The organism is Aquamicrobium sp. NLF2-7 (assembly GCF_022359935.1).
Taxonomy (GTDB): domain Bacteria; phylum Pseudomonadota; class Alphaproteobacteria; order Rhizobiales; family Rhizobiaceae; genus Mesorhizobium; species Mesorhizobium lusatiense.
Genome location: NZ_JAKSED010000011.1, coordinates 44,199 through 58,449, shown reverse-complemented (window position 1 = coordinate 58,449; position 14,251 = coordinate 44,199). Strand labels below are relative to the sequence as shown.

Below are 14,251 nucleotides of genomic sequence, written 5' to 3'. Positions count from 1 at the left end.
GGCGCGGTTCTCGTTTCTAGGCGGGGCGATGCCCTGTCCGGCTCGTAACGAAAAGGAGATCGCCTATGCCAGCTATCACGCGCCGCGGCGCCATAATGACCTTCGGTGCCGCTGCCCTCGCGGTACCGCTTATGCATCGGACAGCTCTTGCGCAGTCTGCCGACGTGTCCAAGGAGATGATCCTCAACGACCCTGCCGCGCCGACGGCCGGCAACCCAAAGGGTGACGTGACCATCGTCGCTTTCCTCGACTACAACTGCCCATTCTGCAAAAAGTCCGCGCCCGATCTTGACCGCATCGTTAAGGAAGACGGCAAAATTAGGCTGGTCTATAAGGACTGGCCCGTCATCCGGCCGACCTCGATCGACGGAGCTATGATGGCGCTCGCTGCCAAATATCAAGGCAAATACGATATCGCTCACCACGCACTGATGGGTATCCCGGGATCGGGGGTCGCCAAGGACAAAATGCGTCAAGGCTTGCAGGCAGCGGGCATCGACATGCGACGCCTCGATGCCGACATGAAGTCGAAGGCCGCAGACATCGACGCCATCATCAAGCGCAACATGGCGCAAGCCGATGCGATCGGTTTCCAAGGTACTCCGGCCTACCTCGTAGGCCCGTTCCAGACCTCGACCCTCGACTATCAGGGTTTCAAACAGGTTGTGGCGGATGCGCGCAAAAAGCAGGCGGAGGGGCAGTGAGGCGACCAAGCTCTCACCAGCCTCGCTCGCGATGCTTGATGTCGATCGTGCCACCCCTCAGCATGTGAGACCAATAAAGCCAAGGCAGAAATTTTGTCTTGAGGTACCACATGCTTCGGCGTGGAACCCGTGGGTCGAGCGGGAAGCTTGGCGTCACCTTCCCGCCGTAAGCGAATTCAGCGAGAACGATCTTGCCCAGGCTCACGGTCAATGGGCACGACCCATAGCCATCGTAGGTTTTGGCCGGAGCGCTGCCCTTCATGGCGGCGAGGAGGTTTGCAACGACGACGGGCGCCTGCAGCCGCACGGCCGCCGCTGTCTTGGCGTTCGTTGTCGAGGCCGCATCCCCCAGCGAGAAAACGTTCGGATAGCGGACGTGCTGAAGGGTTGCCGGGTCGACCTCGATCCAGCCGGCCGGGTTAGCCAGTGGACTGTCGCGCACGACATCGAGCCCCATCTGTGGTGGGACGACATGGATCATGTCGAAACGCATCTCGAGGTCACGCGCTTCGCCATCTTTGTTGGTCACGGAAAACAGCGCAGACTTCGCCGGCCCGTTGATGGCGATCAGGTTGTGCTTATAGGCGACCTCGATGCCATATCCGTCGACCGCCCGCTGCAATGGCGGAACGAAAAACGGAACACCGAACAGCGCATCACCGGCAAGGCAGAATTTAAGCTTCGTGCCGCTCAGCCGCCCGCGTCGACGCAAGTGATCCGCCATCATGTACATAATCTTCTGGGGCGCTCCGGCGCATTTGATCGGCATTGGCGGCTGGGTAAAGAGCGCGGTGCCACCTTTGAAGTCCTGGATGAGGCGCCACGTGTATTCTGCCGTGTCGGCCCGGTAGTTGCTGCACACGCCGTTTTTTCCGAGCGTATCTTTCAGGCCCTGAATCGCGTCCCAGCCGACCTTCAACCCCGGGCAGGCCACGAGGTACTCGTATTCGAGCGCGCGACCGTCGCTCAGTCTGACAATATTGTTGTCCGGATCGAAGGCGCTGACTTCGGCCTTCAGCCAAGTCACACCATGGGGAACCAGCGATCGCTCGGCGCGCTCCGTCTGCCGTCGCGTGAATACGCCCGCGCCAACAAGCGTCCACCCCGGCTGGTAGGAATGGGTTTCCGAAGGTTCAACGATCGCCACGTCCAAGCTTGCATCGCGGCGCAGGAATTCGGCCGCAGCGGTGATGCCTGCGGCTCCTCCACCGACAATGACGATCCGGTGTTTCAGCACAGGTGCTCTGGCAAGGCTTGGTTGTGACGCGACGTCCATTATTCTCTCCCACTTGCATAGCTTCATATCTGATTATATGTAACTATGTAATCGTTATTGAGGTTCGTCAAGGAGCTGCCGCATGAAACCTATCCCGGTCACCCAGAAGCTTTCCGTCGCAGCGCAGCTGCAGCCCGACGATTTCCAGGAGCTGAGCCGGCTCGGGTTCAAAACCGTCATCAACAACCGGCCTGATGGGGAAGAAGCTTCACAGCCTGGAACGGATGCGGAAGCGGCGGCAGCTAAAGCCGCCGGTCTCGATTACGTCTTCATACCTGTCACCAGCAGCTCGATGACGGACAGCGACGTTCGTCGGTTCGCCGAAGCCATCGTCGCATCTGACGGGCCGGTACTCGCACATTGCCGCTCCGGGGCTCGTTCCTTTTACATGTGGGTGCTGGCCGGCGACGTGGATGTGCAGGGCTTCAGTGACGACAAGTTGGTTGCCGTCGCAAGTAACATCGGCATCGCGCCTGACGCCTCGCGGGCTTGGCTTGCCACGCACCGCCGGACCGGCAAGCCCGATGTGAAAGGGTTCTACGACTCGCGCACCGGCAGCATCCAATATGTTGTGAGCGACCCAACGACGAAGCGCTGCGCCATCATTGATCCGGTCCTCGACTATGACGAAAAATCAGCCACGACGAAAACCGAGCATGCCGACGAGATCCTCGGCTATGTCACCGATGAAGGCCTGACGGTCGAATGGATTCTCGACACCCACCCGCACGCAGACCATTTCTCCGCCGCGCGGTATTTGAAAGAGAAAACGGGCGCACCGACCGCGATCGGCGCGCATGTCGTCGATGTTCAGGCACTTTGGAAAGACATTTACAACTGGCCGGATTTTCCTGCGGACGGCAGCCAGTGGGACCGGCTTTTCAACGAAGGGGACACCTTCAAGGTCGGGACGATCGACGCCCGCGTGATGTTCTCGCCCGGACACACCCTCGCCTCCATAACCTATGTGATCGGCGAAGCCGCCTTCGTTCACGACACGCTGTTTGTACCGGATTCCGGGACCGCGCGCGCAGACTTCCCCGGCGGCAGTGCCAGGGTGCTGTGGAAATCCATTCAGGACATTCTTGCCTTGCCGGACCAGACGCGGATCTTCACCGGCCACGACTACCAGCCTGGCGGGCGCAAGGCTTTGTGGGAGAGCACGGTCGCTGTGCAGAAGCACTCCAACCCCCACATCGCCGGGCAGACCGAGGAGAGCTTTGTAGCTTTGCGGGAAGCCCGCGATGCCACGCTGCCAATGCCCAAGCTCATCTTGCATGCCCTTCAGGTAAATATTAACGGCGGCCGACTCCCAGAGCCGGAAAGCAATGGCCGAAGGTATCTCAAGATTCCACTCGATGCGCTTGAGGGGGCGGCTTGGTGATGGAAGCCTATTATTCTGCTCTCGCCGGCGGCGCACTCATTGGCTTATCTGCCAGCCTCCTCATGCTTCTTAACGGCCGGATAGCGGGGATCAGCGGCATCGTCGCCGGTATCCTGGGTAAGCGCAGTGGCCGCTTCCTTCACGACGCAGCGTTCGTCGCGGGACTTCTTCTTGCCCCCATGATCTATTTCGCGATCTACGGCGCTAGTCCGCAAGTGCAAATATCTGCCGGATGGCCGCTGCTGCTCGTTGCGGGACTTCTCGTCGGTTTCGGCACGCGCATGGGTTCGGGCTGCACCTCGGGCCACGGCATTTCGGGTCTTGCCCGTTTGTCTCCAAGATCCTTCGCGGCAGTAGCGACGTTTCTCGTCGCGGGTGTTCTTACCGTGTTGGCGATGCGGGCTGGAGGCTGGCTATGAACAGGCTGCTGCACACGCTGTCATCTCTTACGGCCGGGCTTCTTTTCGGCTTGGGGCTGGCAATCTCCGGCATGCTCAATCCGGCGAAAGTCCAAGGCTTTCTCGACATCAGTGGTGCGTGGGACCCTAGCCTCGCCTTCGTTCTTGGTGCCGGCCTTATTGTTTCCTTCGTCGGTTACAGGCTGGCCTTCGCACGCAATAAGCCCATGTTCGATGATCAACTCCATCTGCCGACCAAAACCCGCATTGACGGCCCACTCATCATTGGCTCGGCCATCTTCGGTGTGGGTTGGGGACTGGCTGGCTTCTGCCCTGGCCCTGCAATCACCGCGCTTTCGCTTGGAATGATCGCGCCAGTGATCTTTGCCGTCGCCATGCTCGCCGGAATGCTTGTGCATGATCGCTTCATGGCAGGAAAGGGGTGAGAAATGTTCGCCAACCTTGGCCCTGCGCTCGCCTCGGGCGGCCTTGTCGGGTTCTCTCTTGGACTGGTCGGCGGCGGCGGCTCAATCCTCGCGACGCCGCTTCTCCTCTATGTCGTTGGCGTGACGCAACCGCATATCGCAATCGGTACGAGCGCGCTTGCCGTTTCCGTTAACGCATTCGCCAATCTGATTGGCCACGCTAAGAGCGGCAATGTCCGCTGGCGTTGCGCTGTTATCTTTGCCGGGGTCGGCACGGTCGGCGCGCTTGCCGGATCGACACTTGGCAAACTGGTCGACGGTGAGCGGCTGCTGTTTTTATTTGGCCTCCTCATGATCGTCGTCGGTGCGGTTATGCTGCGGCCGAGGCCCAAGATCGCATCTCCCGAAAAGCCTGTCGATCTGCGCACCTGCCTCACTACCGCTGCTATCGCCTTTGTCGCTGGCATGGCTTCCGGCTTCTTCGGGATCGGCGGCGGCTTCCTTATCGTGCCGGGCTTGATGCTTGCCACCGGGATGCCAATGATCAATGCCATCGGCTCATCGCTTCTTGCCGTTGGCAGCTTTGGGCTCGCAACCGCGCTCAACTATGCCATCTCGGGGCTTGTCGACTGGCCCATCGCATTCGAATTCATCGTCGGTGGCATCATTGGCGGCGTCATTGGCATGATGCTCGCCAACCGTCTGGCGTCCGGCAAAGACACACTCAACCGGCTTTTTGCGGGGCTTATCTTCGCTGTTGCCGCCTACGTCCTTTATCGCAGCGCCGGGGGCTTGGCCGCTTGACGCTCGGAGAGTGCGACACGAACCATGGAAGAGAAAACATGATCGAAGACTGGAAAAAACTGATCGAGAATATGAATGGTGGGGTAAAGGAGCTTCGCCAAAGCGCACCGGATACGATGAAGTCGTTTTCCGAATTGTCTCGTGCCGCCCATAGCGGTGATGCTCTTGACGGCATGACCAAGGAATTGATCGCGCTCGCTCTGGGAGTGGCAACCCGGTGCCAGCCCTGCATCGCCTATCATGCCGAAGGTGCTCTCAAGAAAGGCGCCAGCCGTGAACAGGTCGCCGAAGCGCTTGCCATGGCGATCTACATGGGCGCCGGCCCGTCGGTGATGTATGCGGCCCAAGCGCTCGAAGCCTTCGACCAGCTTGGCCCCAGCCAATAGCTCTGCGATCTCGTTACTGCCGACGCGACGTCAGCTCACCCGGCCGTCGCGATTCGGATGCGCCCAGTTCTATGTCGAAGTCTGGCTAAGCGAAAGCAATTCGTGCCAGAGCAGCCGGCGGAACAGTCGCTGCGACCGGGTAGGCGTATGTGATGCGCTGCGAGTTGGTGCGGCGTGCAACTGGTCGGCCCAAGGATTCCAACGGTCGGAAAGTCATCACAGGCGGTCAGATCACGGTCGGCGTCAGATCTCTTAATCCTGCCTTAAGCTTGCACCGCAAGTGACGTGAGCGTTTACGGTTCAAGATATTCTGATTGGTGACTGAAATGAAAATGGCTTTGCTCGCAGCCGCCTTCGCAGTGACGCTTGCTGGTTGCAATGATAATGCTGGCCCGCAATCCAGCAACGGATCCTCCGGAAACGAAGCGATCTTGCAATCGCTTAAGAACCAAGGCGTCACCGTTCATGGCCCCCTGAATGTGCCGGGTGGGCTCGCGGCATTTGCTGCTAGCGCGGGCACTCAGCCACTCGCCGTTTACATCATGCCAGATGCAAAATACGCATTGATCGGCACTCTGATCGATGCCCAGGGCGTCTCCGTTGCCGACGCGGAATTGAAGCGCGTCGTGAGCGAACCGATGGAGCGGGAATCTTGGGCAGCGCTTCAAGCGGCGGCCTGGGTGCAGGATGGAGATCCGAAAGCGGGCCGCATTGTTTATGCGTTCACAGACGCGAATTGCCCCTATTGCAATGAGCTATGGCGCTCCGCGCGCCCGTGGGTAGACGCCGGAAAGGTGCAGATTCGTCACGTCATGGTGGGTGTCATCCGAGAGGATTCACCCGGCAAGGCCGCGGCGATCCTCGAAGCATCCGACCCACAGGCTGCTCTCACTCAAAATGAACGGGATCACGATAAAGGGGGCATTGCGCCTCTCAAGACCATTCCCGCCGAGACGAGCGCCAAGCTCAACAGCAATGTTGAACTGATGAGGCGACTGGGTTTCAGCGGCACGCCAGGGCTGGTGGCTCAAGGTAGCGACGGCGCACTTACCCTGCAATCGGGTGTGCCCCGTGGGGCTGGGCTTGAAGCGGTCTTCGGACCCCTCTAACGGCCGGGGTTAAAGCTTTTTCGCCATTTGGTGAAGCCAAGCACCCCTTAAGTCTGCCTTAAGCTGCCAGTCGGACCTCTCCCTGCGTAGCCACCTGAAGCGGGAGTGTGTCGTTGCTTGCAAGAACTGTCTGGACCCTTTTTGTCGCTGTCGTGATGACTGCCCTGGTGGCGATCTCGACGGCTCCCGCTTCTGCGCAAGTGACGTCGACCGGAGCGATGCCGCTGCCCGTCGATCAGGCGTTTCAGCTCTCCGTCACCCGCCAGGATGACGCGAGCGTAAAGCTTCAGTGGAAGATCGCGCCCGGCTACTACCTCTACGAGGACAAGATAGGCGTGAAGCGGGGCGACGCCGACATTGCGGTTGGCGATCTTCAGGGCAATGGGCAGAGCAAGGACGATCCGACATTTGGCCAGTCCACCGTCTTTCACGATCACGTTGCCGCCGTGGTTCCTGGGAACGCCTATACCTCGAGCCCCCTCGAAGTTCACTATCAGGGCTGCCAGGACGACGGCATCTGTTATCCGCCGATGGTCCGGCATGTCGACGTGACGACACTCGCCATTACCGATCCCGATCAGCATGATCCTGCCACCCTCGCCAATGACTGGACAGCTCCAGTCTCGACGGCGCCGGCAAGCGGCATCGCGATCGCAGCTGACAATGGCGGCATGATTGGATCTCTTCTGAAGGACGGCGGTGTCCTGATGGTATTGGGCAGCTTTATGCTGTTCGGTGCGCTACTTGCTTTCACACCGTGTGTGTTTCCCATGTATCCGATCCTGGCCGGTGCCATCGCTCGACAGGGCGAGGCAGTAACGCCGCTTCGGGGCTTCACGCTTTCTGTCGCTTATGTGCTCGCCATGGCGACAGCATTCGGCCTGCTAGGCGTGGTCGCTGCCTGGTCCGGCCAAAACCTTCAGATGGCGTTGCAGTCGCCCATCGCTATCGGCGCGGTCTCGGCGCTCTTCATTATTCTGGCGCTCTCCATGTTCGGCCTCTTCGAGTTGCAACTCCCCTCGTCCTGGGTCAACGCAATCGGTGGCCTTGGCAGCGGTAATCGCGGCTCGATCGCGTCCGCCGGCCTGCTCGGCTTCACATCGGCGCTTATCGTAGGGCCTTGCGTCACCGCACCGCTCGCGGGCGCGCTGATCTATATTGCCCAGACAGGCGACGTCGCTCTTGGCGCAGCGTCGTTATTCGCACTCGGCCTCGGCAAGGGCATTCCGCTGATTGCCTTCGGTACGCTCGGTCCGAAAGCCCTTCCAAAGGCGGGGGGATGGATGACGGCGGTGCGACAGGCGTTCGGTTTCGTTTTTGTGGCGACCGCCATCTGGATGGTCTCCCGCATCATCCCGGCGGAGGCCGGTCTCGCGCTTTGGGCGCTCTTCGCGATAGGGCTGGCCGTCTGGCTCGGGGCGTTCGACACGCTCGGTCCCGACGCCGGCGGCCGGCGCCGGACCGCAAAAGCCGCCGGGCTGGCGGCAGCACTCTACGGTATCGCCCTTGGTCTCGGCGCTGCAAGTGGCGGCAATGATCCCCTCCGGCCGCTCGGCAACCTCGTTGCGCAACGGGGAGGCAGCGGTGCGGGTGAGGAATTGTCTTTCCGTACGGCCGGCACCTCGGCGGAGCTCCAGACGCAGATCGCGGCCAGCGACGCCAAGCCAAGCCTTCTCTACGTCACCGCTGACTGGTGCGTCACCTGCGCTGTCATCGACCGCAGCGTCTTCCCCGACCCGGCAGTTCAGGCCGACCTTAACCGCTTCAATCTCATCAAGCTCGACGTTTCCGGCAACACGCCAGCGCAGCAGCAGATCATGCGGAGCCTGCAGGTCGTCGGACCGCCGACGATGATTTTTGTCGACAAACAAGGACGCGAGACAGCGGGAACCCGACTGGTCGGCGACGTCACCAAGACGACCCTGCGAGCTTCCGTCGAAAAGACGGGGATCGCGCGATGAACGCCGTCAGCATCGGCCCGTTCGTTTTTGCCACGGACCAGTTCGCGGCTCTACTCGGGATATTCGCCTTCACCATCGTGACATCGATCCTGTCTCGCAGAATCGACCCTGTGATCGGTCGATGGTCGACATGGGCGTTGATCGGCGGGTTGGTCGCAGCAAGGCTCGGTCATGTCGCGCTACATTGGCAGAGCTTCCTAGACGAGCCATGGCGGGTGATTGCATTCTGGCAAGGCGGTTTCCAGCCGGTAGCAGGTCTGATCGGGGTCGTGATCGTCAGCGCACTCTTTATCCGATCGTTGAGAGCTGGTCTCGGCGCATCGGCCGCACTCGGCCTCGCGGTGGTCATCTGGATCGGGGTCGCAGAGCTGACGAGGGCGCCCCTGGGGCAGCCCGCACCGACGATTGCCCTGCAGCAGATGGACGGCCCGCCCATCGCCGTCAGCGACGTTATCGGCAAACCCGCCGTCGTCAACCTCTGGGCAACCTGGTGCCCACCGTGCCGGAGGGAGATGCCATTGCTGGCTGAAGTGGCAGCGAGCCGCGACGATGTCTCCTTCCTGTTTGTCAATCAGGGTGAAGGGACGGAAAAAATCCGGTCCTATCTGACGTCCGAAGGTCTGAAACTTGATCGCGTCCTACTCGACCAATCGATGCAGATCACCCGACATTACGGCGCGATGGGACTTCCTATCACCCTCTTCCTCAGAGCCGATGGAACGCTCGCATCCCTGCATATGGGTGAAATCTCGCGCGAAGCTCTCACCGCCAATATCGAAAAACTCGCCGGCCCGTCCTGACTTGGGTCCTCGGCACCTTGCCAGTCATCCTTCCATCAACGTTCGATCAATTTGCTGGACTGCCAGCCTGAGCCAACAACGAGTACGTAATGCCTACAAAGAATAGAAGCCCAATACTCCTTTCTCTCTTGCTCAGTATGGCAGTTGCCGGCTGTACCGCGACAACGACAGCAACCACCGCCGTCACCAAGCCGCTTGAACAGTCCCGCGCTGTGGAAACCGCAAGCTACGTTGCTCAACCGGACGAAAAATTCCCCGTCGCAGCCGTCGATGTCTCTCAGGTCGATCCGAAAAACCTGCGACAACAGGTTGAGTATCGCACGTCCCAACCCGCGGGCACGATCGTTGTCGATACCAAGAACCGCTTCATCTATCTGGTGCAGGGCGGAGGCAAAGCTATCCGATATGGTGTTGGGGTCGGCCGGGAGGGCCTCGAGTTTGCTGGCACGGCGAATGTGGCCTGGAAGCAGGAATGGCCTCGCTGGACCCCTACCCCCGACATGATCAAGCGACAGCCAGAACATTATGCAAAGTGGGCCAAGGGTATGGATGGCGGCCCACAGAATCCGCTCGGCGCGCGCGCGCTCTATCTTTTTAAGGACGGCAAGGACACATTGTTCCGCATCCACGGCACCAACGAGCCACAGAGCATTGGGCACGCCGTCTCCTCCGGCTGCATCCGGATGATGAACCAGGACGTCATCGATCTCTATCGTCGGGTGCCGGCGGGATCGAAAGTCGTCGTCATATAAACATGCTCGCGAAGTTAAATTGTGGTTTGAAACGCAATGACCCGCAGGCCCGCCGAAGCGATGGAACGCCGCATCATGAAGAATAGCTGGGACAACAGGTTCAATCGGGAAGACTATTTATTCGGCACGGAGCCGAATGTCTTTCTTGCTTCGCAAGCCTTCAGGTTAAAGATCGGAATGAAGGCGCTGGCCGTCGCCGACGGTGAGGGCCGAAACGGTGTCTGGCTGGCCGAACGCGGACTTGACGTCGTTTCGGTTGATTCCTCAACGGTTGGGCTGGCAAAGGCGCGCGCGCTTGCGCATGACCGCGGCGTCAACTTGGAGACGGTTCAAGCCGATCTTGCCGAATGGGAGTGGGAACCCGAAACCTTCGACGTCGTCGTCGCGATCTTCGTGCAATTCGCCCCGCCGGAGCTGCGGAAGAAGATGTTCGCAGGGTTTCATACCTGCCTGAAGCCTGGCGGGCTGCTAATCATGCAGGGATACCGGACTGAGCAGCTCCGATACAGAACAGGAGGTCCGCCGAACGCCGATCACCTCTACACCGCCGACCTGCTGATCCGCTCCTTCGCGCATTGGGAAATTCGCTATCTTCAGGAGCACGACAGTCTGATCGAGGAAGGCGCGGGCCATGCCGGCATGTCCGCGCTGATCGATTTGGTCGCTGAAAAAGCAATGCACGATTCCTTGCCGATACCGGCAGCTCACGCGATCGGCACCCAGCAAGACGTCGCGCCACCATTCGCAGCGCGTGGTCGCTCAGGCTGAGCTTTGACGGGAAGCGGCGCGGATTAGAGTGGACGCCAGCGGAGAAGACAAGACTGAACGGATTCCCCCATCTACTCAGGTTTCCGCCTGCGCATGTAAGCCTGCGGGCTGCAACCCATCTGGGTTCGAAACGCATAGACAAAGGCAGAGGTCGAGCTGTAGCCAAGTTCCATCGCCACCTGCGTCACGCCAAGGCCTCCGCCAAGCAATTCGATCGACCGGAACAGCCGTAAACGCCGTCGCCACGAGCGCAGGCTCATGCCTAGGTTCGCTTCAAAGCGTCGCGCCAGCGTTCGGGGTGACACCTTAATGGTGTCCGCTAGTTCTTCCGGGCCGCGCCGATCGGATGGGTTGAGGTAAAGCTCTTCGCATAGTTTCATCAGGACGGGATCCGGAGGCCAGGGCAGCGCCGCGGCTACGCTGCGAGCCCGCTGTAGCTGGTCAAGGATCAGAGAGGTGACACGGTCGGCATAGCCATCTTGATCAGCTTTCCCCTCGATCGCGGCGGCTTCAACGATCAGCGCCTGCAGTAGAGGGGACACGCTGAACACGGAAAACGTTCGTGGCAGGATTTCGGCAGCCTCTTCCGCGATCCATAGGCTACGAAATTCGGCTCCCAGAACGGATCCGACGTGGTGCGCGAGGCCGGTGGGCAGCCACACGGCGTGGTCCGGGGTGATAGCGAAGGATTCCGCGTCGGTGACGACCGTCAGCACGCCCGAGATCGCGTACACCAACTGGTTCCAAGGATGGGAGTGCCGCGGGAAGTAATGACGCGGCGGGATCGTCTGCGCACGCACGGTAACCGGCTCTGGCGGCGCGAGGTTTTGCGGGGTGGCTATCGATGTCCAATTCATGCTCAATGTCCTTTGGCAGATATTCGACATTGATTGTCTGATTGTAGAGATACAGCCAAAAGGAAAAGAGGTAAATTCCGGAATGAAGGAATCTGTCCGATGCGGACATCAATCGATGGGCGCTGACTTTGGCCGCCCAGGTCTGAACCAGCGTCGATCAGGAATTAGGGTGCGGCTCGTGACCGATTGTCACTGATCGTCAAGTCCCCGTGTTCGGCTCCTTCTATGACCAACCGCGCTCGCGCGCCTAACCTCTCCGCATATGGTTGAAGTTCAATGTCGCAAAGTACTGCGAGCGCATCGCTCGAGCCATCATCTCCATCGCAATACGATTATGCTCGCGGAAACGTCGCGCGGTTGACCATCGCACAGGCGCTTGCTGGGGCAAATTCAACCGTCCTGTATGCGACCGGCGCAATCGTTGGGAACATGCTCGCCCCCAGTCCGGCGTTAGCGACACTGCCTATTTCGATCTTCGTCGTCGGTATGGCGGCTTGCACTTTGCCGTCCGGGATGATCGCGCAACGATATGGACGCCGAGCCGCTTTTCTGATCGGGACGGCATCCGGGATCCTGTCAGGATTGATCGCGGCTTTGGCCATCGTATTGGCTTCGTTCTGGCTTTTCAGTGTGGCCACCTTTTTCGGCGGCGCCTATGCCGCCGTCGTACTGTCATTCCGCTTCGCGGCCGCTGACTGCGTGCCGGCGGAGAAGCGTCCCCGAGCGCTTTCTTTTGTGATGGCGGGTGGTGTTTTCGCAGGCGTGATCGGCCCGCAGCTTGTCACCTACACAATGTACATCTGGATGCCTCACATGTTCGCGGCAACATTCGTTGCGCAAGCCGCAGTCGCCGCCCTATCGGCCCTCGTCTTGCTCGGCGTGCGCCTTCCGACACCGACTGCAACGGAGGTTGCCGGCGGGCGGCCCCTTGGTTTCATCGCTCGACAGCCGCGCTTCATTATCGCCGTGATCTGCGGCGTCGTCTCATATTTGCTTATGAACTTTCTGATGACAGCCGCGCCGCTGGCCATGCAGATGTGCGGCCTGTCGCAGGAATCGTCCAATCTTGGTCTACAGTGGCACGTGATCGCCATGTACGCCCCAAGCTTTTTCACAGGGCGGTTAATCACGCGGTTCGGAGCGAACTCCGTCGTGATGGTCGGCCTGGCGCTCACCGGCGCATCCGCAGCTGTCGGCCTGCTTGGGGTCGATGTAGCGCATTTCTGGCTCACGCTGATCCTGCTTGGCATCGGCTGGAACTTCGGGTTCGTCGGCGCATCAGCAATGGTGCTGGAATGCCATCGACCTGAGGAAAAGGCGCGCGTGCAGTCGCTGAACGATTTCGTCGTTTTTGGAACGATGGCCTTCGGCTCCTTCCTTTCCGGCGGTCTCCTCACTTCATATGGATGGAGCGCGGTTCTCTGGCTGTCCTTCGTTCCGCTCGCGATGGCAATGATAGCCTTGACGGGAGCGCTGAAAACGCCGCGCCTCGACGCTAGCCAACAGCGCGCAGACGAGAACGCTTAGCGACGGTCCCGCCACGCCGTTACAGCGTGTTCGCGTTCGATACTGTGGCGGCGCTTCGCGCAAGAAGATTGAAGGCCCGGAGCTGGAGGGCGGCCATCCCGAGTGGAAGGCCGCTCGGCTTGCGGTTAAGAAGGAAGCCACCTGTACAAGGCCAAGAGGAATATCTTAAAGACAATGAAGGCGCCGACCCATCTCAATGCGCTGCGGGCTTTTGAAGCGAGCGCCCGGCACGGCAGCTTCTCGGAAGCGGCTGGCGAGCTGAATGTGTCCGCCGCAGCTGTCGGCCAGCTCGTTCGCGGACTCGAGGAGTGGCTCGGCGTACCGCTCTTCCATCGCAGCCTTTCGGGAAAGTCGCGGCTCATTCCCACAGAAGCGGCCGATCGAGCACTTCCGGACATCCGTGCGGGGCTTGACCGCCTGACACTTGGACTTGAAAGGCTGAAGGAGACCACGACGAGCGGCGTGCTGACGGTGACCGTGAGTCCGGCGTTCGCGGCTAAGTGGCTGCTTCCCCGCATCGATCGCTTTCAAGCCGAATGCCCGGATGTCGATCTACGCCTGGAAACCAGCCTCAAGCTCGTCGACTATGTGGCAAATGGCATTGATGTCGGCGTACGCTACGGGACGGGAAACTGGCCAGGCCTTACGGCTGAAAAGCTTATGGATGAAGAGATCTTTCCGGTTTGCTCGCCTGCACTGCACGCGAAACTCGCTCTCACAGCACCCGCTGAGCTGACCCATCATAATTTGATCCATGACCTGTCCGTCGAGGCAAGCACGGGCTTCATGACATGGGATATGTGGTTGCGAAACGCTGGATCCGAAGTCGCGACCCAACGCGGAATGAGGATCAACAACTCGGCCGCGGTGCTTCAGGCAGCGATCGATGGACAAGGCATTGCGCTTGCTCGCAGCATCATGGCGCGCGACGACGTTGCCGCGGGCCGGCTGCTACGCCTTTTCCCGGACGTCAGCGTCAATTCTGCACTAGCTTATTACGTCGTCTATCGTCCGGAATGCTCATCGCTTTCCAAGTCCGAGGCATTTCGTCGTTGGCTGTTTGATGAAGCGGCACAAATCTGAAGCGCCTGCGGCCGCGA

At 60.2% G+C, this 14,251-nt stretch carries 15 protein-coding genes; 13 read left to right on the top strand and 2 right to left on the bottom strand.

Annotation, left to right across the window (positions count from 1 at the left end; genetic code table 11):
- The first annotated feature begins 65 nt into the window (after window positions 1-65).
- Complete coding sequence (locus MIC97_RS24855; RefSeq protein WP_094538804.1) at window positions 66-704, top strand: DsbA family protein; 639 nt, start codon at window positions 66-68, stop codon at window positions 702-704.
- A 13-nt stretch (window positions 705-717) separates the two neighbouring features.
- On the opposite strand, the gene MIC97_RS24850 is transcribed toward MIC97_RS24855, so the two are convergent.
- On the bottom strand, window positions 718-1,980 hold the full coding sequence (locus tag MIC97_RS24850) for an FAD/NAD(P)-binding oxidoreductase (RefSeq protein ID WP_239802547.1): 1,263 nt from the start codon (window positions 1,978-1,980) through the stop codon (window positions 718-720).
- An 82-nt stretch (window positions 1,981-2,062) separates the two neighbouring features.
- Between MIC97_RS24850 and blh the strand changes: the two genes are divergently transcribed.
- The 10 genes from blh (at window position 2,063) to MIC97_RS24800 (ending at window position 10,767) form a co-directional block, all read left to right on the top strand.
- Window positions 2,063-3,364 (top strand): bifunctional sulfur transferase/dioxygenase Blh, encoded by a 1,302-nt coding sequence (gene blh / locus MIC97_RS24845; protein ID WP_239802546.1) that lies wholly within the window; start codon window positions 2,063-2,065, stop codon window positions 3,362-3,364.
- Window positions 3,364-3,783: a YeeE/YedE thiosulfate transporter family protein gene (locus tag MIC97_RS24840; protein WP_239802545.1), complete on the top strand. Its 420-nt coding sequence runs from the start codon at window positions 3,364-3,366 to the stop codon at window positions 3,781-3,783. The genes blh and MIC97_RS24840 overlap by 1 nt, the downstream gene beginning before the upstream one ends.
- Window positions 3,780-4,208, top strand: a complete 429-nt coding sequence (locus MIC97_RS24835; protein WP_094538808.1) for a YeeE/YedE family protein — start codon at window positions 3,780-3,782, stop codon at window positions 4,206-4,208. The genes MIC97_RS24840 and MIC97_RS24835 overlap by 4 nt, the downstream gene beginning before the upstream one ends.
- A 3-nt stretch (window positions 4,209-4,211) precedes the next feature.
- Entirely contained in the window at window positions 4,212-4,991 is a 780-nt protein-coding gene (locus tag MIC97_RS24830) for a sulfite exporter TauE/SafE family protein (RefSeq protein ID WP_239802544.1), read from the top strand.
- Between the two features lie 38 nt (window positions 4,992-5,029).
- The gene (locus MIC97_RS24825) at window positions 5,030-5,377 is read left to right on the top strand and encodes a carboxymuconolactone decarboxylase family protein (RefSeq protein WP_094538810.1); all 348 of its coding nucleotides are present in this window, start codon (window positions 5,030-5,032) and stop codon (window positions 5,375-5,377) included.
- A gap of 317 nt (window positions 5,378-5,694) precedes the next feature.
- Window positions 5,695-6,486: a thiol:disulfide interchange protein DsbG gene (dsbG, locus tag MIC97_RS24820; protein WP_239802566.1), complete on the top strand. Its 792-nt coding sequence runs from the start codon at window positions 5,695-5,697 to the stop codon at window positions 6,484-6,486.
- Window positions 6,487-6,599: 113 nt separating this feature from the next.
- On the top strand, window positions 6,600-8,447 hold the full coding sequence (gene dsbD, locus MIC97_RS24815; RefSeq protein WP_239802543.1) for a protein-disulfide reductase DsbD: 1,848 nt from the start codon (window positions 6,600-6,602) through the stop codon (window positions 8,445-8,447).
- Complete coding sequence (locus MIC97_RS24810) at window positions 8,444-9,247, top strand: TlpA disulfide reductase family protein (RefSeq protein ID WP_239802542.1); 804 nt, start codon at window positions 8,444-8,446, stop codon at window positions 9,245-9,247. Before dsbD ends, MIC97_RS24810 begins: the two co-directional genes overlap by 4 nt.
- A gap of 137 nt (window positions 9,248-9,384) precedes the next feature.
- Window positions 9,385-9,999, top strand: a complete 615-nt coding sequence (locus tag MIC97_RS24805; protein WP_239802541.1) for a L,D-transpeptidase — start codon at window positions 9,385-9,387, stop codon at window positions 9,997-9,999.
- 36 nt (window positions 10,000-10,035) lie between these two features.
- Window positions 10,036-10,767, top strand: a complete 732-nt coding sequence (locus MIC97_RS24800) for a class I SAM-dependent methyltransferase (RefSeq protein WP_239802540.1) — start codon at window positions 10,036-10,038, stop codon at window positions 10,765-10,767.
- Window positions 10,768-10,838: 71 nt separating this feature from the next.
- Here MIC97_RS24800 and MIC97_RS24795 read toward each other — a convergent pair whose 3' ends face one another.
- Complete coding sequence (locus MIC97_RS24795; protein WP_239802539.1) at window positions 10,839-11,624, bottom strand: helix-turn-helix transcriptional regulator; 786 nt, start codon at window positions 11,622-11,624, stop codon at window positions 10,839-10,841.
- A gap of 276 nt (window positions 11,625-11,900) precedes the next feature.
- Here MIC97_RS24795 and MIC97_RS24790 point away from each other — a divergent pair, with 276 nt between their 5' ends.
- Both MIC97_RS24790 and gcvA read left to right on the top strand, forming a co-directional pair.
- Window positions 11,901-13,151 carry an MFS transporter gene (locus MIC97_RS24790; RefSeq protein WP_239802538.1) on the top strand — a complete coding sequence of 417 codons (1,251 nt, stop codon included), beginning with the start codon at window positions 11,901-11,903 and terminating at the stop codon, window positions 13,149-13,151.
- A 174-nt stretch (window positions 13,152-13,325) separates the two neighbouring features.
- Window positions 13,326-14,234, top strand: a complete 909-nt coding sequence (gene gcvA, locus MIC97_RS24785; protein ID WP_094538816.1) for a transcriptional regulator GcvA — start codon at window positions 13,326-13,328, stop codon at window positions 14,232-14,234.
- The last annotated feature ends 17 nt before the right edge of the window (window positions 14,235-14,251 follow it).

Excerpts from the sequence above, each read along its gene's own strand:
- MIC97_RS24840 (WP_239802545.1), top strand. The coding sequence starts at position 3,364 with ATGGAAGCCTATTATTCTGCTCTCGCCGGCGGCGCACTCATTGGCTTA.
- blh (WP_239802546.1), top strand. The coding sequence starts at position 2,063 with ATGAAACCTATCCCGGTCACCCAGAAGCTTTCCGTCGCAGCGCAGCTG.
- MIC97_RS24835 (WP_094538808.1), top strand. The coding sequence starts at position 3,780 with ATGAACAGGCTGCTGCACACGCTGTCATCTCTTACGGCCGGGCTTCTT.
- MIC97_RS24850 (WP_239802547.1), bottom strand. The coding sequence starts at position 1,980 with ATGGACGTCGCGTCACAACCAAGCCTTGCCAGAGCACCTGTGCTGAAA.
- MIC97_RS24810 (WP_239802542.1), top strand. The coding sequence starts at position 8,444 with ATGAACGCCGTCAGCATCGGCCCGTTCGTTTTTGCCACGGACCAGTTC.
- MIC97_RS24825 (WP_094538810.1), top strand. The coding sequence starts at position 5,030 with ATGATCGAAGACTGGAAAAAACTGATCGAGAATATGAATGGTGGGGTA.
- MIC97_RS24855 (WP_094538804.1), top strand. The coding sequence starts at position 66 with ATGCCAGCTATCACGCGCCGCGGCGCCATAATGACCTTCGGTGCCGCT.
- MIC97_RS24795 (WP_239802539.1), bottom strand. The coding sequence starts at position 11,624 with ATGAATTGGACATCGATAGCCACCCCGCAAAACCTCGCGCCGCCAGAG.
- MIC97_RS24830 (WP_239802544.1), top strand. The coding sequence starts at position 4,212 with ATGTTCGCCAACCTTGGCCCTGCGCTCGCCTCGGGCGGCCTTGTCGGG.
- gcvA (WP_094538816.1), top strand. The coding sequence starts at position 13,326 with ATGAAGGCGCCGACCCATCTCAATGCGCTGCGGGCTTTTGAAGCGAGC.
- MIC97_RS24805 (WP_239802541.1), top strand. The coding sequence starts at position 9,385 with ATGGCAGTTGCCGGCTGTACCGCGACAACGACAGCAACCACCGCCGTC.
- MIC97_RS24790 (WP_239802538.1), top strand. The coding sequence starts at position 11,901 with ATGTCGCAAAGTACTGCGAGCGCATCGCTCGAGCCATCATCTCCATCG.
- MIC97_RS24800 (WP_239802540.1), top strand. The coding sequence starts at position 10,036 with ATGACCCGCAGGCCCGCCGAAGCGATGGAACGCCGCATCATGAAGAAT.